Source organism: Aeromicrobium sp. (genome assembly GCF_032084975.1).
In the GTDB taxonomy this organism is placed as follows: Bacteria; Actinomycetota; Actinomycetes; order Propionibacteriales; family Nocardioidaceae; genus Aeromicrobium.
This window is the reverse complement of record NZ_DAMDLR010000048.1, coordinates 406-20,199: the sequence shown is the minus strand read 5'-3', so window position 1 is coordinate 20,199 and position 19,794 is coordinate 406. Positions and strand designations below refer to the sequence as shown.

Annotated in this window: 21 protein-coding genes; 2 read left to right on the top strand and 19 right to left on the bottom strand. The window is 69.4% G+C overall.

The window, feature by feature from the left end:
* A partial coding sequence (locus tag RT323_RS11695) for an amidase family protein (RefSeq protein ID WP_313408528.1) occupies positions 1-658 on the top strand: 658 nt, incomplete at its 5' end.
* Between the two features lie 51 nt (positions 659-709).
* Here RT323_RS11695 and map read toward each other — a convergent pair.
* The 5 genes from map to RT323_RS11670 form a co-directional block, all read right to left on the bottom strand.
* Positions 710-1,483 carry a type I methionyl aminopeptidase gene (gene map / locus RT323_RS11690; protein WP_313408527.1) on the bottom strand — a complete coding sequence of 258 codons (774 nt, stop codon included), beginning with the start codon at positions 1,481-1,483 and terminating at the stop codon, positions 710-712.
* A gap of 22 nt (positions 1,484-1,505) precedes the next feature.
* Positions 1,506-3,389, bottom strand: coding sequence for a hypothetical protein (locus tag RT323_RS11685; protein WP_313408525.1), 1,884 nt, complete (start codon positions 3,387-3,389; stop codon positions 1,506-1,508).
* A gap of 96 nt (positions 3,390-3,485) precedes the next feature.
* The gene (locus RT323_RS11680) at positions 3,486-4,271 is read right to left on the bottom strand and encodes an SDR family oxidoreductase (protein WP_313408523.1); all 786 of its coding nucleotides are present in this window, start codon (positions 4,269-4,271) and stop codon (positions 3,486-3,488) included.
* A 79-nt stretch (positions 4,272-4,350) separates the two neighbouring features.
* Positions 4,351-5,571 (bottom strand): acyl-CoA dehydrogenase family protein, encoded by a 1,221-nt coding sequence (locus tag RT323_RS11675; protein ID WP_313408521.1) that lies wholly within the window; start codon positions 5,569-5,571, stop codon positions 4,351-4,353.
* 3 nt (positions 5,572-5,574) lie between these two features.
* Positions 5,575-6,033 (bottom strand): MaoC family dehydratase, encoded by a 459-nt coding sequence (locus tag RT323_RS11670; protein WP_313408519.1) that lies wholly within the window; start codon positions 6,031-6,033, stop codon positions 5,575-5,577.
* A gap of 141 nt (positions 6,034-6,174) precedes the next feature.
* Here RT323_RS11670 and RT323_RS11665 point away from each other — a divergent pair, with 141 nt between their 5' ends.
* On the top strand, positions 6,175-6,888 hold the full coding sequence (locus tag RT323_RS11665) for a class E sortase (RefSeq protein WP_313408518.1): 714 nt from the start codon (positions 6,175-6,177) through the stop codon (positions 6,886-6,888).
* A 209-nt stretch (positions 6,889-7,097) separates the two neighbouring features.
* Here RT323_RS11665 and RT323_RS11660 read toward each other — a convergent pair whose 3' ends face one another.
* From RT323_RS11660 to RT323_RS11595, 14 genes are all read right to left on the bottom strand, one after another.
* Positions 7,098-7,601 carry a hypothetical protein gene (locus RT323_RS11660; RefSeq protein WP_313408516.1) on the bottom strand — a complete coding sequence of 168 codons (504 nt, stop codon included), beginning with the start codon at positions 7,599-7,601 and terminating at the stop codon, positions 7,098-7,100.
* Positions 7,598-8,119, bottom strand: coding sequence for a hypothetical protein (locus RT323_RS11655; RefSeq protein WP_313408514.1), 522 nt, complete (start codon positions 8,117-8,119; stop codon positions 7,598-7,600). The genes RT323_RS11660 and RT323_RS11655 overlap by 4 nt, the downstream gene beginning before the upstream one ends.
* Positions 8,116-9,390 (bottom strand): MlaD family protein, encoded by a 1,275-nt coding sequence (locus RT323_RS11650; RefSeq protein WP_313408512.1) that lies wholly within the window; start codon positions 9,388-9,390, stop codon positions 8,116-8,118. Before RT323_RS11650 ends, RT323_RS11655 begins: the two co-directional genes overlap by 4 nt.
* On the bottom strand, positions 9,387-10,490 hold the full coding sequence (locus RT323_RS11645; RefSeq protein WP_313408510.1) for an MCE family protein: 1,104 nt from the start codon (positions 10,488-10,490) through the stop codon (positions 9,387-9,389). The genes RT323_RS11650 and RT323_RS11645 overlap by 4 nt, the downstream gene beginning before the upstream one ends.
* The gene (locus RT323_RS11640; RefSeq protein ID WP_313408508.1) at positions 10,490-11,662 is read right to left on the bottom strand and encodes an MCE family protein; all 1,173 of its coding nucleotides are present in this window, start codon (positions 11,660-11,662) and stop codon (positions 10,490-10,492) included. The genes RT323_RS11645 and RT323_RS11640 overlap by 1 nt, the downstream gene beginning before the upstream one ends.
* On the bottom strand, positions 11,659-12,633 hold the full coding sequence (locus RT323_RS11635; protein ID WP_313408506.1) for an MCE family protein: 975 nt from the start codon (positions 12,631-12,633) through the stop codon (positions 11,659-11,661). The genes RT323_RS11640 and RT323_RS11635 overlap by 4 nt, the downstream gene beginning before the upstream one ends.
* A 5-nt stretch (positions 12,634-12,638) precedes the next feature.
* The gene (locus RT323_RS11630; RefSeq protein WP_313408504.1) at positions 12,639-13,721 is read right to left on the bottom strand and encodes an MlaD family protein; all 1,083 of its coding nucleotides are present in this window, start codon (positions 13,719-13,721) and stop codon (positions 12,639-12,641) included.
* Positions 13,718-15,034, bottom strand: coding sequence for an MCE family protein (locus tag RT323_RS11625; RefSeq protein ID WP_313408501.1), 1,317 nt, complete (start codon positions 15,032-15,034; stop codon positions 13,718-13,720). Before RT323_RS11625 ends, RT323_RS11630 begins: the two co-directional genes overlap by 4 nt.
* Positions 15,034-15,852, bottom strand: a complete 819-nt coding sequence (locus tag RT323_RS11620; RefSeq protein WP_396172307.1) for an MlaE family ABC transporter permease — start codon at positions 15,850-15,852, stop codon at positions 15,034-15,036. The genes RT323_RS11625 and RT323_RS11620 overlap by 1 nt, the downstream gene beginning before the upstream one ends.
* 10 nt (positions 15,853-15,862) lie before the next feature.
* Positions 15,863-16,642: an MlaE family ABC transporter permease gene (locus RT323_RS11615; protein WP_396172305.1), complete on the bottom strand. Its 780-nt coding sequence runs from the start codon at positions 16,640-16,642 to the stop codon at positions 15,863-15,865.
* Complete coding sequence (locus RT323_RS11610; RefSeq protein WP_313408495.1) at positions 16,639-17,622, bottom strand: ABC transporter ATP-binding protein; 984 nt, start codon at positions 17,620-17,622, stop codon at positions 16,639-16,641. Before RT323_RS11610 ends, RT323_RS11615 begins: the two co-directional genes overlap by 4 nt.
* Positions 17,623-17,685: 63 nt before the next feature.
* Positions 17,686-18,732 (bottom strand): DUF6801 domain-containing protein, encoded by a 1,047-nt coding sequence (locus tag RT323_RS11605; protein ID WP_313408494.1) that lies wholly within the window; start codon positions 18,730-18,732, stop codon positions 17,686-17,688.
* 115 nt (positions 18,733-18,847) lie between these two features.
* Positions 18,848-19,525, bottom strand: coding sequence for an energy-coupling factor transporter transmembrane component T (locus RT323_RS11600; RefSeq protein WP_313408492.1), 678 nt, complete (start codon positions 19,523-19,525; stop codon positions 18,848-18,850).
* On the bottom strand, positions 19,522-19,794 hold a 273-nt coding region (locus RT323_RS11595), incomplete at its 5' end, for an ATP-binding cassette domain-containing protein (protein WP_313408490.1). The genes RT323_RS11600 and RT323_RS11595, both read right to left, overlap by 4 nt.

Here is a 19,794-nt window from a genome sequence, read left to right as displayed (position 1 = left end):
CGTGTGGCCTGCCCCGGACACCTCGTTCACCGTGCAGGCCGAGCGCGACCCGGGCCGCCTGCGCGTCGCCACGTGGACGAGCCCGTACCTCGAGTTCGCGCACGCCTCCGCGGGCTCGGTGGCAGCCGTCGCCGCCGCCCGCGAGGCGCTGGCGGACCAGGGGCACGAGGTCGTCGAGATCGACAATCCGTGGCCGGCCGAGCTGGAACCGCAGTTCAACGTTGTCTGGTCGGCCGGGATGGCGTCGATCCCACTGCCGCCCGAGGCGCTGGCGAGCCTGCGCCCGACGACGCGCTACTGGTACGAGCGCGGCGGGCGCGCCTCGGCGCCCGAGCTGGCCGCGGCGCTGACGTTCCTCGAGCTGACCACGAGCCGCGTCAACGCGGGGCTCGCCGACTTCGACCTCTTCCTGACGCCGACCCTCGCCCTGCCGCCCCAGCCGCACGCCTGGTTCACGGAGTCGGGCGACCCTGCCGAGGATCACCGGCGCGAGCTGCTGTTCACGCCCTACACCGCGCTGATGAACATGAGCGGCCAGCCGGCGATCAGCCTGCCGCTGCACGAGCACGAGGGCCTGCCGGTCGGGGTCATGCTGGCCGCGCACGTCGGCGCCGACGCCCTCCTGCTGCAGGTGGCGCGCCAGTTGCTGACCCCCTGAATTGCACGTTCGACCCGCGAATCGCCGTGCGCAGGCGGTGGAACGTGAAGGTCAGCGGGCCCGGTCGGTCATGATGATCGGATCGCCGTCGGTGATGGCGATCGTGTGCTCGCTGTGGGCGCCGCGCGAGCCGTCGGCGCTGCGGATCGTCCAGCCGTCGTCGTCCATCCGGATCTCGTCGGTCGACGCCAGGAACCACGGCTCGATCGCGATCACGAGGCCCGGCTTGAGCGGGAACCCGCGGCCGGCCTTGCCGTCGTTGGAGATGTGCGGATCGCCGTGCATCGTGCGACCCACACCGTGACCGCCGAACTGCGTGTTGACCGTGAGTCCGTACTCGCGGGCCGTGTCGCCGATCGTGGCACTGAGGTCGCCGATCTTGTTGCCCGGCTTCGCGACCTCGATCGCCCGGGCCAGCGCGACCTCGGTGGCCTCGATGAGCCGCAGGTCCTCGTCGCGCGGGGTGCCGACGACCGTGCTGACGGCGGAGTCGCAGACCCAGCCGTCGACGCTCACGGCGAAGTCGAAGCTGACGAGGTCGCCGTCCTTGAGCTTGTACCGGTGCGGCAGGCCGTGCAGGACGGCGTCGTTGACGCTCGTGCACAGCACCTTGCCGAACGGGCCCCGGCCGAACGACGGCGCGTAGTCGATGTAGCAGGACTCCGCGCCGCGCTCCTTGATCATGCGGTGCGCCAGCGCATCGAGCTCCAGGAGGTCCATCCCTACCTCGGCCGTCTCGACGAGGGTGGTGAGGACATCGGCGACGAAACGGCCGGCGGGCCGCATGTCGTCGAGTTGACCGGGGGTCAGGAGCTCGATCGCCATGCGGCCAGCCTACGGACGTCGGTCAGCCGGCGATGCGGAAGGTCGCCTTGTACGACCCGCTGATCACGCCGGGCGCGACCAGACCGGAGGTCCGGGTCTTCGTGCCCTTCGCCTTCTTGCCGGACTTCCAGTTCCACTGCGTGACGCCCTGCCCGCGGTTGGCCGGGATCAGCGCGTCGAGCGTCTCGACGAGCGCGCTGAAGGTGCGAGGCGCGTCATCCTCGCCCTCGAAGTCCGGGCAGTAGAGCTCGCCGTCCTCGTCCTCGAAGCACTCGAACTCCTCGATCTCGCCCTTGCGGCTGAAGGTCACCGAGCCGCGGCCCTTGGCCAGCGCGCCCATCTTGAACTTCGAGCGCGGGCCCACCGAGGTCTCCTTCGGCTTGCCCTCGAGGTACTTGCGGTACACCGGGCGGACGACGTGCGTGCGGTGCTTCTTGAGCGTCCGGCCGTTCAGCTTCACCCACTTCTTGCCGGTCCAGACCTGGGCGCCGACGAAGCGGTAGTCGACCGGCTTGCGGTCCAGCAACCTGAGCGTCGAGGTCACCGAGGTGATCGTCGCGTCGGCCAGATCGGTGTAGGCGATGGAGTAGATGTCATTGCCGATGTCCGTGGCGACCTGGTCGCCGAGGTCACCGATGCCGGAGTAGAGCTGCCAGTTCTTGAGGCTGCCCTTCTTGCCGCTCGCGAGGCGGTAGTCGATCCGCCACGACAGACGAGCCGTGCCGAAGCCGATGTTGTCGAGGATGTCGTAGACGGCGAGCGCGGGACCCATGGCGGCGTTCGTCGCCATGGCCGGGTCCACGACGGACCCTCGGTAGGTCTCGAGCACCTGTCCCTTGGCGTTCACGACCTTGGTGACCGAGGGGAAGCCCTTGATCAGGCCGAGCTTGCCGCGGATCGCGGCGTAGCCGTCCTGGGTGATCGTGCCGACCTGCTGGCCGACCGTCGCGACCTGCTTGTACGAGCCGGACAGGCCGGTCGAGTCGGTCACGACGAGCGCGGCCGAGGCGTTGTGGATCGACAGCGCGGTCTCGCCCCAGAAGTCCATCGGGTGGCCGAAGGCCCACACGTCGTCGCCACAGACCGCCGTCACCGTGCCGACTCCGCCGGAGAACAGGTCGCCGGTCGAGTAGCCGACGGCGATGTTGCCGCCGGGGACGATGGGCTCGGCGATGCGGGTGGGCGAGCCCACGGCCTGGAAGCCGCCCGCACGGACCGACGTGGCGGCCGGCGACGAGCCCTTCGGCACGCGCGCCTGCGTGCGGTTCGCCAGCGCATTCGCCCGCGCCCCGCCGGTGATGACCTTGACGGTCTTGAGGTGCTGCAGCGACCGGCCGGCGGCCGCCTGGACCGTGCGTCGCGAGCCCTCGATGTTCTTCGCGGCGACCCGCACCGACGCCGGGGCCTTGGGCGTGAGCTTGTCGGTGCCGACGGCCTTCATGTAGTCGGCCGGCGTGACCCCCGCGAGCGGGATGTCGTCGGGGCTCAGGCCGTAGGCGACGGCGCCGATGAGCCGGTCGTCGGCGGTGTAGACGGGCGAGCCGGACATGCCGGCCCAGATCCCGGCCGGGCGTCCCGTCGGGTTCGTCGCGGCATCGATGCCCGCGCCCTCCATCCGGAACAGCAGCATCGCGACGCCCTTGCCCAGCGCGTTCGGGATGTACCCGGCGTACGTGCCGGTGAACTCGACGGGCGTCGTGCCCTTGACGACCGTCAGGCCCTTCACGGTCGTGGTCTCGTCGAAGTCCTCGATGACCTCGTCCTGCGTCACCATCGGCTGGCTTCCGTCGGTGCAGAAGGCGGCCGGCACCGGCGCTGCTTGGGCGGTCGCGGGCACGACCAGCGCGGCCGCGGCCAGGCCCGAGAGGGCTGCGCCGGCGAACAGGCGCAGGGACGATCGATTCATACGGGGGCTCCCCTGATAGGTCATGAGTCGGATGATCGTATCCGAAGTCGGATGATCGTATCCGAGGAGACCCCCGCCGCGGCCGTGATACGCAGATCAATTCGTCAGACTTTGCCGGAACCTCTGCATGCCGCTCACCCACCGGTCCGTGTCCTGCGCCTTGCGGGCGTACATCGTGCCCACGTCGGCGTGCGGGAGCGCCAGCAGGCGACCCTCGTCGATCGCCTCCAGCAGCACCCGCGCGGCGTCCTGCGGCGCGATGGTCTCGCCCGCCGTGGCGACCGACGCGTGGGCGAGACGGGCCTCGGGATCCGTGGCCGTCTCACCGGCCTCGGCCATCGGGGTCGCGACGCCCATGGGGCACAGCGCGGCGACCTGCACGCCACGATCGCCGTACGTCGCCGCGAGCCACTCGGCGAAGCCCACCGCGGCGTGCTTCGTGACGGAGTAGGTCGGCGAGCCCAGCTGCGTCAGCAGTCCCGCAGCCGAGGCCGTCACCGCGAAGACGCCGGGCTGCTCGACGCTCCACCTGGGCACGAGGGCCCGCGCGGCCCGCACGTGCGCCATGACGTTGACGTCCCACGACAGCGACCAGTCGAACTCGTCGGCGTCGAGGCCGAAGCCGCGGAAGATGCCCGCGTTGGCGACGTACATGTCGATCCCGCCCAGCTCCTCGTCCGCACGGGCGATCAGGTCCGTGACGCCCGGCTCGGCGGCCACGTCGCCGGAGAACCACGGTTGGCCGAGGCGGGTCGCCGCCTCGCTGACCCGCTGCTCGTCGAGGTCGGCCAGCAGCACGCGATCCCCGCGGGCCACGAGCGCCTCCGCGATCGCGAGGCCGATGCCTCCAGCAGCGCCGGTGACGACGCAACGCGCGCTCATCGCGGCGCCGCCTTGAGAAGGGCAGGGTAGGACGACGCCGCGATTCGGGGAGTCGAATGGTTCGCTCGCTGGCGCTCGCTCATCGCAGACCCTGCCGCTTCAACTCGGCCTTGGCCAGCGAGTTCTTGTGGACCTCGTCGGGACCGTCCGCGAAGCGCAGCGTGCGGATGCCCGCATACATCTCGGCGAGCGGGAAGTCCTGGCTGAGGCCACCGCCGCCGTGCACCTGGATCGCCTTGTCGAGGATCCACTGCACGGTCGAGGGCGTCGCGATCTTGATCGCCTGGATCTCGGTGTGGGCACCCTTGTTGCCGACCGTGTCCATGAGCCAGGCCGTCTTCAGCACGAGCAGGCGCAGCTGCTCGATCCGGACGCGCGACTCGGCGATCCAGTCACGGATCACGCCCTGGTCGGCGAGCGGCTTGCCGAACGCGACGCGGTCCTGGGCACGCTGGCACATGAGCTCGATCGCTCGCTCCGCCAGGCCGATCGACCGCATGCAGTGGTGGATCCGGCCGGGTCCGAGGCGGGCCTGGGCGATCGCGAAGCCGTAGCCCTCCCCCGCGATCAGGTTGGCGGCCGGCACCCGGACGTCGGTGAACCGCAGCTCGGCGTGTCCGCCGTGGTCGCGATCGTGGTACCCGAAGACGTGCATGCCGCGCACGACTTCGAGCCCCGGGGTGTCCCTCGGCACGATGATCATCGACTGCTGGCGGTGACGTGCGGCCTCGGGATCGGTCTTGCCCATCACGATGAAGACCTGGCAGTTCGGGTTCATCGCGCCCGTGATCCACCACTTGCGCCCGTTGATGACGTACTCGTCACCGTCGCGCACGATCGACGTCTCGATGTTCGTGGCGTCGCTCGAGGCGACGTCGGGCTCGGTCATCGCGAACGCCGAGCGGATCTCGCCGTTCAGCAGCGGCTCGAGCCAGCGCTTCTTCTGCTCGTCGGTGCCGAACTCGTTCAGCACCTCCATGTTGCCGGTGTCCGGGGCCGCGCAGTTGGTCGCCGGCGGCGCCAGCTGGATGCTGCGGCCCTGGATCTCGGCCAGCGGCGCGTACTGCAGGTTGGTCAGGCCGGCTCCGCCTTCGCCGGGCAGGAACAGGTTCCACAGGCCGCGCTGGCGCGCCTCGACCTTGAGGTCCTCGATCACGGGCGGGATGTCCCACGCGTCATGCGCGTAGTTCGCCTGGATCTGCTCGTGGGCGAGCGACTCGGCCGGGTGGACGACCTCGTCCATGAACGCCTGCATCTGGGCGATCAGGCCCTGTGTCCTGTCGTCGAAGGCGAAGTCCATGACTCAGCCCTCGGCCATCACGTAGACGACCTCGGCGATGCAGGCCGGCTTCTCGACGCCCTCGATCTCGACGACGACCGAGACGATCGACTGCGTGCCGATCCCGATGTCCTTGGTCTCCTTGAGGGTCGCCGTGGCGCGGACGCGCGAGTCGACGGGGACCGGGTGCGGGAAGCGGACCTTGTTGGCGCCGTAGTTCACGCCCATGACGACGCTCTTGACCGAGTAGATCTGCGACGTGAAGACGGGCAGCAGGCTCAGCGTCAGGTAGCCGTGGGCGATCGGCGTGCCGAACGGGCCCTTGGCCGCGGCCTCGGGATCGATGTGGATCCACTGGTGGTCGCCCGTGGCGTCGGCGAAGAGGTTGATCTTCTCCTGGGTCACGGTCACCCAGTCGCTGGTGCCCAGCTCCTGGCCGACGGCGGCCTTGAAGTCGGCGAGGGTCTCGAACTCACGGGTCATCGTCATCTCCTGTTGACTAAGCGCTTGCTTAGCCCGCACGCTATCGCGTGGGGCGGGTCACAGGCAATGGGGCCGTGAGCGCCCTCGCCCACCCCGCGGAACCCGTTGTCTCCACGGCGCTCAGATGTGAGACTCGGTGGCGTGACCGCCCCCGCCGGACCCCCGCGCCGCGAGCGCCCCGAACTCAGGCCGACGCCCCAGCTGCGTCCCGGCCGCGTGGTGGCGGGCCTGCTGACGCTCGTGCTGGTGATCGGCGCCGGCTGGGCCGGATGGAACTACATCGGCACCAACGTGCTGGCCAAGCAGCGCCAGGGCGAGATGGCCGTCGCGCTGGCGGACGAGTGGAAGGGCAACCGCGAGGGCGACGCGACGAGCGACAAGGTGCGGCTGGGCCAGTCCTTCGCCGTCCTGCGGGTGCCGCGGTTCGGTGGCGACTTCGAGGTGCCGATCGTGTCGGGGATCGACGACGACGCCCTGACCTCGGGCGTCGGCTGGTTCTCGGACACCCAGCGCCCCGGCGAGATCGGCAACTTCGCCGTCGCGGGGCACCGGATCACCAACGGCCAGCCGTTCCGCAAGTTCCCCGACCTGAGGGCCGGCGACGAGGTCGAGGTCGAGACCCGCACCCACGTCTACACGTACGAGCTGCAGAACTCGGGCACCGACACGATCGTCGACTTCACCGAGATCTGGGTCGTCCAGCCGGTGCCCGAGAGGGCGCGCGAAGCCGATGACCAGCGCTCGGACGCGAAGCCCACCGAGGCGCTGCTGACCCTCACGACGTGCTCGGAGATCTTCCACACGGACGACCGCTCCGTCGTGTTCGGCAAGCTGGTCGACACCCAGCACGTGTGACGCGGCCCGGACTCTCCCGCGCGGCCTGCCGGTGGCCTTCCCTCTCTTCTCGCGCCGGCCCCCACTTTTGGTGCGCGTTTACGCCCCAACGGTCCGATCGGTCGGAATCCCGCACCAAAAGTGGGGCTGGCGGCGTGGGGCTGGCGGCGTGGGGCTGGCGGCGTGGGGCGGGCGGCGTAGGACGGGCGGGAACCGAGCGCCGACCCGGCTCAGCTGGTGGTGAGGTCGTCGACGAGCCAGACGCCGTCGACCAGCTTCATCCGCACGACGACCGACAGTGCGGCGGGCGACGCGGGCTTGGTCGCGATCGTGCGGTTCTGGTCGACGAACGCCAACAGCCGGACCGAGCTCGTGGAGCACTCCTGACCGCACTCCAGTGCCGCGATCGTGCGCACCGTGGCGGTCACGTCGATCTTGCGCTGCTCGGCCGTCGCGACCAGCTGCGGAGCCAGCTCGGTGTACTTCTCGGCGAACGAGTCGGTCATGACCTCGGTGGCGTCGTCGAGGTCGTCGGCGATCGAGGCGTGCTCGTAGCCGAGCATGCGCGGGATGGCGTCGTTCGCGGCGGCGGTGGCGGCGTCCTGGGCGTCGAACTGCTCGACGGCCGAGGCCTCTTCGCGCTGGACGACGAGCAGGGCCACGAGGGCGAACACCACGGACGCGAGCGCCAGCGCGACCAAGGCGGTACGGCGTGCGGGACGACGGAGCTTCACTGGTCCTCACCCTCCTGGGCCGGCGCGTCCTCGACGGCCACGTCGGCGAAGCCGTCGACGAGCCAGTCGCCGTCCTCGCGCACGAGGGAGACGCGCCAGCGCAGTCGCGGCTTGCCGAACGCGACGTTCTCGGGCTCGGTGGTGACGGTGATCGCCGCCAGCGCCTCGGCGCTGTCGCCGTCGATGCTGTCGATGGCGACCTGGTCGACGTCGCCCTGGGTGACGATCTTCGCCTTGGCGAAGCGCGCGAGCAGGTCCTGCGTCGAGACCTTGAACTGCTCGGCGAGGTCGTCGGTCATCAAGGGCGTCATCCGCTCGACGTAGGGGTCGAGGTCGGTGACGTCGTACGTGTTGATCCCGGCGGCGAACCGCTCGGTGGCGGCCCTGACCTCCTGGCGTTGCGACGTCTCGGCGTAGGTCGGCACCTCGGGTCCGCGCACCAGGAGCACGGTGCCCACCGCGAGCGCGACCAGCGTGACGACGACGAGGGCGCCATCGAGGAGACGGCTGCGCGTCACTGTGCCACCGCGGGCCCGAGCATCATCCACTTCCACGACTCCTCGCCGAGATCGAGCGCCTGAGGGATCGTCGACGCCTCGTCGGTGACCTCAAGCCGGTTCGTCGCCACATCGTACGTGCCCAGGACCAAGCCGTTGCCCCGGACCGAGTCCGTGGAAGCGCCCGAGACGCCGGCGGGTCCGGCGTTGGACCCGCGCGGGCTGGTCGCCTTGCAGGTCTTGCTGCGGTCCCACTTCTCGACCGTGCGGTCGAACGGGGTGCGCTGCTTGGCGGACGGGACGTAGCCGGTGAGGCACGGCGCGTTCTCGGGCTGCAGCGAGAGGCTGAGCCGAGCGGCGTACTGGCCGGTGCGCGAGTCCTTGGCGATGATCGAGTAGGCGCTCTCGATGCCGTACGGGGCGATCACCAGGACGCCGCGCACGCCGCCGAGGTTGGCGCGCACGGTCGAGTTGAGCGTGATCGCATCCTCGACCAGGGCCGAGATGTCCGCGGAGTTCTCGTCAAGCACGGCGCGCAGCGTGGTGGCGGTCGGCGCGCCCGAGTCGATGACGGTGCGCAGGTCCTGGTCGGAGGCGCGGACGGCGGTCGACAGGTCCCGCAGGTTCGCCGCGAACGTCCGGATGTTGGCCTGGGAGTCCACCTGCGTCTGCAGCACGGTCGACGAGCTGCGGATGAGAGCCGCCGTGACCTCGTACTTCTCATCGGCCTCGGTGATGAACGAGTTCCCGCTCTCGATGATCGTGCGCAAGTCGTCGCCGGATCCCTCGAATGCGTCGCCGAGCTCGGCGATCACGGTGCTGAGGTCGTCGGGGTTGACCGACGAGAGCAGGGCGCTGACGTTGGTCAGGAGCGTGCGCGTGTCGATGGGGACCTGGGTGTTCTCGCGCGCGACGACCGCGTCGTCGTCGAGGAACGGGCCCTGATCGGTGCGTGGCTGGAAGTCCAGGAACTGCTCGCCCACAGCCGAGCGGTTGGCGACGACGACCTCGGTGTCGGCCGGGATGGACGTCGACTTCGAGTCGATGTGCACCTCGACCTTGACGCCGTCGCCGTCGAGCCACATGTCGGTCACGCGACCGACGCTGACACCGCGGTAGGTGACGTCGGCCGTCGTGAAGATGCCGCCGGACTCGGCCATCTCGACGGTGACCGTGTACCCGCTTCCGAACAACCGGTCGACGCGGGCGTAGTTGGCGCCGATGTAGGTCATGGCGATGAGCGTGCCCACGACGAACAGGATGAGCTGGACGCGAACGCGGCGGGTGATCACGGTGTCACCACCGTCCGCGCCATGACGCCGGAGACGTCCGGCTTGCGCAGGCTCTCCTTGAGGGCCGCACGCTCGCGCTCGGTCATCAGGCCGATCGTCTTGGCGAAGTCGGTCTCGAAGTCGATCGACACGTTGAGGAAGTTGCCCATCTGGTAGTTCTGCGCTTCCTTCGGGGTCTCGCCCAGGAGGGAGTCGGGGAAGGGGAAGGTCGGCAGCACCTCGAGCGAGGAGATGAGCGCGTCGCCGGCGGAGCCGAGGTTGTCGAGCACGGGCGCGAGAGCCCGCAGGTCGGCGGTGACCGCGTCCTTGCTCTTGATGATCACGTCGGAGCCGACCGCGCCCAGCTTCGAGAGCGCCTCGAGCATCTGGACGAGGTTGGCGCGCTGCTCGTTCACCGTGGCCAGCGCGGCGGGCAGGTCGTCGAGGGCGGCATCGATCGCCTGCTTCTGGTCGTTGGTGGTCCGCGCGAGGCGGTCGATCTGCTCGATCGCCTCCACGATGTCGTCCTTGGAGTCGTCCGCGACCGCGACGAACTCGTCCAGTCGGCGCACGAGCGCGCGCATGTCGGACTCGCGGCCGGACAGTGCCGTGTTGAGCTCGCGACTGATCACCTGTGCCTTGCTGAGGGCACCGCCGTTGAGGACGAGCGACAGCGAGCCCAGGACCTGCTCGATCTCGGGTGCGTTGCCGGTGCGCTCGAGCGGGATCAGGTCGCCCTCGTCGAGCCGTCCTGCGCCACCGCCCTCGAGCGGTGCGGCCAGTGACACGAACTTCTCGCCCAGGATCGAGGTCTGTCGGATCGACGCCGTCGCCTCGTCGGGCAGGTCGACGTCACTGTTGACCTTGACGGTGACCTGCGCACGCCAGCCCTTCAGCTCGACCTTGGTGACCCGGCCGACCGAGACGTCGTTGACCTTGACCGCGCTCTGCGGAACCAGGTCGAGCACGTCGGCGAACTCGATGACGACGGTGTACGGGTCGTCGCCCAGGTCGGCGCCGCCGGGCAGCGGCAGGTCGCCGACGCTGGACACGCAGCCCGACACGAGCGCGATCGAGCCGACGACACCCACGAGCCCCAGTCGGAGGCGATGGTTGCGCATCACGACACCCCCATCAGGTCGGAGAGCGAGGCGGGCTGCGACGTGCTGCCCGAGGAGGGATCGGCCTGACGGCCGAGCCACGTGAGGACGTCTCCCATGGCGTAACACGTGGTGGTGTACTCCGGATTCTGCGCACTGGCCGGGGCACAGAAGGCCGCCACCTGCTCAGGTGTGGTCATCACCGTGAACTTCCCGTCCTGGGCACCCTTGAGGGACGTCCGCGCGTCGAGCGTGCCGTTGGTCGGGTTGTACGCCGTGGCCAGGTTCGACAGCGCCTTCGGTCCGGACTCGAGGATCTTCGCCAGGTCCTGGCGCTGCTTGGCCAGTGACCTGGTGACCTTGCTGAGGCCCTTCACGTTCTTGCGCAGGCCCTCACGGTTCTCGGACACGTAGCCCTGGACCTGGGCGAGCGCACCGGCGAGCTCGCGCAGCGCGAGCTGGAGGTCGTCGCCCTCGCCGGCCAGGACGTCGGAGACGCCCGCGAGGCTGGCGTTGAACCGGCGGACGCTGTCATCGTTGGCCTCGAGCGCCGAGACGAAGCGCTCGATCTGCTCGACCGAGGCGAACAGCTCGTCCTTCGAGCCGTCGGCAGTCTTGGTCAGCTTCGACAGCGCTTCGATGCTCTGGCGGATCTCGGCGCCCTTGCCGTCAAGGTTCTTCGCCGAGTTGGACAGCAGGTCGCTCACGGCGCCGTCCTCGTTGAGGCCCTCGGGACCGAGCGTGGTGGCGACGCGGTCGAGGGCCGCGAACGTCTCGTCCAGCTCGGTCGGCGTCCCCGTCTTCGACTGGTCGAGGTGAGCGCCGTCCTGCATCTTCGCCCCACCGGTGTAGGCCGGGACGAGCTGGACGAACCGGTCGCCCACGACCGACGGTGAGACGATGACCGCCTGCGCGTCCGCGGGGACGTCGACGTCACCGTTCCACGTGATCCGGGCCCGGACGTTCTGGCCGCGGGGCGTCAGCTTCTCGACCGTGCCCACGTCGACGCCGAGGATGCGGACCTTGGAGCCCTCGTAGAGCGACACGGACCGCTCGAAGTCGACCGTGATCGTCTTGTCCTGCGAGCTCGGCAGGACGACGAGCGCGAGGACGGCCACGACGGCCAGGGCAGCCGCCGCGACGACGGCAACGAGGGTGACGCGCGAGGCGCGGCTCTGGAAGAAGGCGCTCACAGTCCGTCCTCCAGACCGAAGATGCTCAGCAGGTTGTAGACGAACGAGTCGAGCCACGGCCCGTTGGAGCTGTTGTTGGCGACCGCGGCGTAGTATGCCGGGAGCTGCTCGATCGCGCGGGTGATGTTGGCCTCGTTCTTGCGCAGGACGGCGACCACGCCGGCGAGCCGGTCGAGCGCAGGCTTGAGATCGGCACGGGTGTCGGTCACCAACGTGTCGATCTCCTGGGACATCGCCGTGACGTTGACCAGGACGGCGTGGATCGCGTCCCGCCGTTCGGAAAGTGCGTCGAACAGCACCGACCCGTCCTCGAAGAGCTTGGCGAACTCGTTGTTGCGGTCGGCCAGGACCGTGGAGATGCCGTCGATGTTCTCGAGCAGCGTCTTGATCTCGGCATCGCGCGACGCGAGGCTGTTCGACAGCGCCGTGACGCTGGTGACCGCCTCGCGGAACTCGTCGGGGGTCTTCTCGGCGACGTCGTTGATCGTGTCGAGCGCTTGCGAGAGCTGGTCCTGGTCGATCTCCTGGGTCGTCTCGGTGAGACCCGAGAACGCCTGGACGATGTCGTAGGGGGCCTTCGTGCGCGTGACGGGGATGACCGAGCCCTTCTCGAGCGTGCCCGGTCCCTCGGGCTCGAGGCTCACGTACATCGTCCCGAGCAGAGACTTGATCCGCACCGACGCGCCGGTCTGGCTGCCGAGGCGGTCACGGTCCTTCTTCACTCGGAAGACGACCCGGACCTTGTCCCCCTCCAGCTGCAGGTCGGCGACCTCGCCGACGCGCACGCCCGCCAGGCGGACGTCGTCGCCCTTCTTGAGTCCGCCGACCTCGGTGAACTCGGCGGCGTACTTGGCGCCACCGCCGATGATCGGCAGGCGCGAGGCCTGACTGGCGGTCAGCAGGATCGCGGCGATGATCAGCAGCGACACGGCTCCCACGATCACGGGATTGCGCTCGCGGAACGGTTTCATGTTCCTCAGCGGCATCGGCTGACCCCCGATCCGGTCACGGTGACGCGCTTGGTGGTCTTGAACGGCCGCGTCCTCTCCCACCCGGGGACTCCGCTGAGCGAGGGGAGCTTGCCGTTGACCTCGACGTCGCACACGTAGAAGTTGAAGAAGGAGCCGTACTGGCTGGTGCGCCCGATCCGGTCGATCTTGATCGGCAGGATGCCGAGCGTGCGGTCGAGGTCGCGCCGGGCCTTCTTGGTGCCGATCTGCGACGTCAGCTTGCGCAGGTTCTTGATGTCCGCCGTCATGGCGGGACCGGCGTCGTCGAGCAGGCCCGCGGTCTCGCCGGTCAGCACTGCGATGTCGTCCAGCGAGTCGGTCAGCACGCCACGGTCGTCCTTCAGTCCGGTGATCAGTTGCTGCAGGGTCGAGATCGCGGTGGAGAGCTCGTCGTCGCGCTCGTTGAACGACGTCAGCACGACGGTCAGGTTGTCGATCACCGAGCCGATCAGCTCGTCTCGCTTGGCGAGCGTGCCGGTGAGCGAGGCGGTGTGCGAGAGCAGGGATTCCACCGTGCCGCTCTCGCCCTGGAACACCTGGATGAGCTCGTAGGCCAGCTGGTTGGTGTCCTCGGGCGACAGCGCCTCGAACAGTGGCTGGAAGCCCCCGAACAGGTCGGTCAGGTCGAGTGCGGGCTGAGTCCGGTCGAGCCCGATCGTCTCGCCCTCCTGGAGCCGCTCGGCCGAACCGGTGCCCTCGCTGAGTGCGATGTAGCGCTGTCCGATCATGTTGCGGTACCGCAGCGTGGCCTGCGTGCTCTGGGTGAGCGGCACGTCGTTGTCGACGTTGAGCGTCACGATCGCGGAGTTGCCCGAGTGCACCTCGACGTTGGAGACGTTGCCCACGCGCACGCCGGCGATACGGACGTCGTCGCCCACGACGAGGCTGGTGACGTCGCTGAAGACGGCGCGGTACGTGTGCGTGCGGGAGAACGATCGGTTGCCGATGACCGCGGCCAGCAGGGCTGTCATGAGGCCCGTGACGACCAGGAAGACCATCAGCTTCACGAACGACCGCGCGGTCGCGCGATCGAGTCCGGTGCGGCTCATCCGAGACTCACCTCCGCTCCGCGCAGCACGGGACCGTAGAGGGCGTGGGCGACATCGGGCACGTCCTCGGGGTCGACGCCCAGGTTCGCCGCGACGATCGCCTTGACCTGCTCGGCCTCGGCGGCGCTGCCGGCGGGCCGGATGACCGTCGGCGCCGCCAGTGGCGCCCGCTTGCCCAGGTCGCCGCCGACGCCGAGCTGCTCCAGCAGGGAGTCGCTCATGCCGGGCGCCGGGCGCTTCTTGGTGTAGCGCGTGCCGGGCAGCGTCGCGCAGCTGGGCGAGAGCGAGGACGACCCTCCGCTCGCGGCCGGCAGGCGCGGCGTGTCACGGCCGTCGTACTGGCGCGACGAGCGCGGCGCGAACTCGATCGACACGTTGGCACGGTGGTCGCGGAAGGTGTTGTCGATGGCCGGCATGAGCTGGTCGATCCCCTTCAGGACGCAGCCGATCGTCGGCGAGTAGTCGGCCAGCAGCTCGAGCGTCGGCTGCGAGTCCTTCGACAGCGTGATGAAGTCGTCGCCCGAACGGTCGAAGAGTGTCTCGGCGGACGTCGCGAAGGCCGCGGTCTGGACGAACAGCGACTGCAGCTGCGCGCGACGGGCCGTGAGCGTGTTGCCGGTGACGACCGCGTTGCGCAGCGTCGTGCCGATCGCGGGCATCTCGTCGGCGTACGTCCTGGCGGTGTCGCCCAGCAAGGTGATGTCCTCGACGAGCTGGGGAGCCAGCGGCGTCATCTTCTGCAGGTAGGCCGAGAGGGTCTCGAGCCCGTCGCCGAGCGTCTCGCCCTGGCCGGACAGCGCATCGGACAGGGCCGTGAGCACGTAGGACAGGTCCTCGGGGTTCAGCGCGGTGAGCAGTGGATCGAGGTCGGTCAGCAGGTTCTCGACATCGGAGGGCAATGCGGCCTGGACGATCTCGTCGCCGGCCTGGATCGCTCGGCCCGACGACTGTGGGACGGGCTGCAGGTCGACGTACTTCTCGCCGAACAGGGTCTTGGGCACCACGAACGCCTGGACGTCGGACGCGATCAGCGGCTGCTGGTCCGGATCGAGTGCCAGGTGGATGACGGCCTGGCCCTTCTCGGAGGTGATCTCCTCGACCCGGCCGACGATGACGCCGCGCATCTTCACGTCCGCATTGGCGTTCAGCTGCAGGCCGGCGCTGCTGCTGCGGATCGACACCGGGACGTCGTCCACGAACAACTTGGTGAACATCGCGTAGGTCAGGAACACCGATCCGGCGACGAGGGCGACCATGACGACGCCGAGGCCGCGGATCACGGCAGGCTGGTCCATCGCCGAGACGCGGGGCATCAGCCGGCCAGCCTGACGGTCGTGGTGGTGCCCCAGATCGCCATCGACATCATCAGGTCGGCGACGTTGATGACGACGATCGACGTGCGGACGGCGCGGCCCACGGCCACACCGACGCCGACGGGTCCGCCGCTGGCGTAGTAGCCGTAGTAGCAGTGGATGAGGATGACGAGGAACGCGAACACGAGCACCTTGAAGAACGACCACAGGACGTCTTCGGGTGGCAGGAACAGGTTGAAGTAGTGGTCGTATGTTCCCTCGCTCTGCCCGTACACCGCTGTCACGGTGAGCTTCGTGGCGAAGTACGAGGCCATCAGCCCGAGCATGTACAGCGGGATGATCGCGATCAGGCCGGCGAGGACGCGGGTCGTCACCAGGTACGGCAGGGACGGGATCGCCATGACCTCGAGCGCGTCGACCTCCTCGGAGATCCGCATGGCGCCCAGCTGGGCCGTGAACCCACAGCCGACGGTCGCAGCCAGGGCGATGCCCGCCACCAGGGGAGCGATCTCGCGCGTGTTGAAGTACGCCGAGAAGAAGCCGGCGAACGCACTGGTGCCCAGCTGCTCGAGGGCGCTGTGGCCCTGCATGCCGACCTCGACGCCCGTGAAGAACGACATCGTCGTGATGACGCCGACGGTGCCGCCGATGACGGCCAGGGAGCCACGACCGAAGGTCACCTCGGACAGCAGGCGCAGGATCTCGCGCGGGTAGCGCGCGATGACGCGGGGCATCCACGCGATGACGCGGATGTAGAAGGCGAGCTGCAGACCGAGGTCGTCCAGCGTGCTGAGGGGACGCCGATAGGCGCTCTTCACGTCGACCACGTCACAACGCCTTCGCCGGGACGAGCTGGAAGTACAGGGCGCTCATGACGAAGTTGGCCATGAACAGCAACAGGAAGGTGATGACGACCGACTCCATGACGGCCTGGCCGACGCCCTGGGGGCCGCCGTCGGCGTGCATCCCCATGTAGGTGGACACGAGCGCGGCGATCAGGCCGAACACGAGCGCCTTGGCCATCCCCTGGTAGAGGTCGGGCGTCTGCGCCAGCGCCGTGAACGAGGCCAGGTAGGCGCCGGGTGTGCCGCCCTGCAGCATGACGTTGAAGACGTAGCCGCCGAGGACGCCGACCACGCTCACCAGCCCGTTGAGGAAGACGGCCACGAGCATGCAGGCCAGGACGCGTGGCACGACGAGGCGCTGGATCGGGTCGATGCCCAGCACCATCATGGCGTCGAGCTCCTCGCGGATCTTGCGCGCGCCCAGGTCGGCGGCGATGGCGGAGCCACCGGCACCGGCCACCAGCAGCGCCGTCGCGATCGGGGCCGCCTCGCGCAGCACCGCGAGCACCGCCGCCGAGCCGACGAACGACTGGGCCCCGAACTGCTGGACGAGGCTGCCGGTCTGCAGCGCCACGACCGCGCCGAACGGGATGGCGACGAGCGCGATCGGGATGATCGTGATCGAGGCAATGAACCAGGCCTGCTGGACGAACTCGCGGAACTGGAACGGCCGGCGGAAGACGGCGATCAGCACGTCGGTGCCGAAGGCGAAGAGCCGACCCGCGGTCGCCAGCGGCGCCGTGAGGGTCTTGACCACGCTCACCGGGCACCACCGGACAGCGACTGCGGGGAGGGCGCGGTGAATCCGGAGCCGTCGTTGAGGAACGATCCCGGCGGCGGGACGACGCCGTTGGCGGCGCACCACGCGCCCGGCTCGGACTGGGTGGCGCGCGGCCGGCCGTCGGACGGGAAGAGCTGGAGCGGGATCGGGGGCAGCGGCGGCAGCGTCGTGTGGTCCTCGGCCGCGAGCTCGTCGGCGTCCTTCTCCTCGCTCATGCCGATCGGGCCGACCGTCTGGGCGTTGAGGAACTGGCGCACCGCCGGCTCCTCGCTGGACAGGAGCATCTCGCGCGGGCCGAACATCGACAGGTGACGGTGGTACAGCAGGCCGATGTTGTCGGGGACGGTGCGCGCGGTGTTGATGTCGTGGGTGACGATCAGGAACGTCGCCTCGGTCTGGGCGTTCAGGTCGACCATCAGCTGGTTGATGAACGCGGTGCGGACCGGGTCGAGGCCCGAGTCCGGCTCGTCGAACAAGATGATCTCGGGCTCGAGCACGAGGGCGCGGGCCAGGCCGGCGCGCTTGCGCATGCCGCCCGAGATCTCGCCGGGAAGCTTGAGCTCGGCACCGACAAGACCGACCATCGACATCTTCTCCATGACGATGTCGCGGATCTCGGTCTCGTTCTTGCGGGTGTGCTCGCGCAGGGGGAACGCCACGTTGTCGAACAGCGTCATCGACCCGAACATCGCGCCGTCCTGGAAGAGCACGCCGAACAGCTTGCGGATCTCGTAGAGATCGCGCTCGGTGCAGGTCGCGATGTCGGTTCCCTCGATGAAGATGTGCCCCTCGTCGGGCTTGAGCAGTCCGATCAGCGCCTTGAGGAAGACCGACTTGCCGGTGCCCGACGGGCCGAGCATGACGCTGATCTGCCCCGCCGGCAGCGTCAGCGAGACGTCACGCCAGATCGTCTGCTTGCCGAAGGTCTTGGTCAGGCCTTCAACGCGAACTTCGACACCCATGGGGCTCCTTGTCAGGGGGACGGTCCCCGCATCATCGCGGGCACCTCGAGGAACTCGTGCGGCTCAGGCGCCGGTGCGCCGGGCCCGTACCCCGAGCGCCAGGCGAACGGCCAGGAGCACCCCGAACAGTCCGGCGAGTCCGGCTGCGAAGGGCGAGCCCGTCGCCGGGAGCTCGGTCGTCTCGTCGGACACGCCGGTGGTGTTGCCGTCGCTGTCGCTGCCGTCCTCGTCCCAGTCGTAGCCGCTGTCATCGATGTCGGTCTCGTCGTCCGGGTTCACCGGATCGATGACCTCGGGATCGGTACCGGATCCGGGAGGCAGGTCGTCATCGCCGCCACCGCCGGTGTCGTCACCGGAGCCGACCGGAGGCGGCGGGCACTCGGTCTGCGAGCACCCGGCACCGACGGCGATCGTGCCGATGATGCGGTGCTCCTTGTCGGCGACGACCTCGGTGCCGGCCGAGTTCAGCACTCCGCGCGTGCACTTCAGGTCGGCCTTGGCGATCGATCCGACCACGGGCGGGTCCATCTCGGAGTGCAGCATGAACGTCAGCGGCATCTGGACGTAGATGAGCCCGGTGGTCTGGTCGGACTGCGGCACGGTGACGGGATCGACCACGCCGTCGGCGACGATCGACACCTCTTGGCCGGGAGTTAGGTTGACCCAGTCGTTGACGAGCGGGCCCGGCTCGCCGTTGGGCCCCTTCACCACGGGACTCATCGTCTCGATCAACTCGCCACCGGGGGCCACCGCCTGCAGGTCGACCTTGGTCGTCGAGGAGCCCTTGACCTTGCGCACCTTCATCGGTCCGTACAGGCGGTCGACGAGCGGGGTCGAGAGCGCCAGCGTCAGGGTCGTCTCGGTCGCGGGCACGGTGTCGCCCGGCTGGACACTCGCGGGCAGGTCCGTCTCGGACGTCACGTAGAACTGCTTGGGACCTTGCAGCGAGAGGTCGATGGTGTTGTTGAGCGCCTTGCACACGTAGGGGACACGGTCGATGCTGGCCGGGGCCGCCTGGGCGGGCGCGGACAGGTGGACCGCACTGGCGCCGACGACGGCACTGGCGACCGCGAATCGAAGAGCTCGTCGTACAGAAGCGCTCGGGCGCATGGTTCCCTCGTTTCACGGCTGGACACACTCGGTCGATCGCCTCCCGCTGGGCGCAATCCCGACGACTGTAACCTCTAGTTGCATGTGACGCAAGCCACTTACCGAGCGGTAGGAATCACGCCTGACTCGTGAGTAACAACAGGGCCGGCAGAAGCCCCGCGATCACGGCGCCGACCAGCACCACGACGTCGAAACGGGACCACGTCGCCGGCTCCGCCCACGTGCGTCGACCGGCCGTGGCGAACCCCCGGGCGTCCATCGCGATCGAGGTGCGGGTGGCATCGCGCAGCGTGTGCACGAGCAGCGCGAAGGCCATCGGACCCGGACGCCGCGGCAGACCGCGGGCCTTCCTCGCTCGATCGAGGTCATGCCACGCCTGCCACGCTCCACTCACGCGCTGGAGCGCGGCGGACAGGGCCGCCGCGAACCGGCCCGGGACGCGCAGCGACTGCGCCAGGTAGTCACCGAGACGGGCCACGTCGATGTACCCCGCCGCGACCGCGCCCGGCCACGCCATGACGAACGTGCGCACCCCGGCGACCGCCGCGACCTCGAGGTCCCGGCCCCCGAACAGCCACGTGGTCCACACGATCGTGGCGATCGGGAGCGTGACCACGGCCAGGCACAGCGCCGGGTACCGCCACGACGGCACGAGAGCGACGATCGCCGCGATGTAGACGACGGCACAGGTCACCGCGATCTCCATCGTGCGGATCCCGGCCGACCCGAGAGCCGCGGCGATGCCGATCGCCAGCAGGACGAGCGGGTTGAGGCGGGTGATGAGTCCGGTCACGGCACGACCACTCCCCCACTCATCATCACGTCGCGGTGCCGGGGCAGGTCGGGATCGTGCGTGGACACGACGACGGTCGCGCCGGCCCGCGCCGCTGACCCGAGCCAGCCCGCCACGAGGGCCCACGACCCGCGGTCCTGCCCGACCGTCGGCTCGTCCGCAAGGACCAGGCCCGGGCGATGGGCGCAGGCCGCCGCCAGCGCGAGCCGCCGCTGCTCGCCGCCTGACAGCCGATAGGGATGGTCGTCACCCCGTCCCGTCAGCCCGAT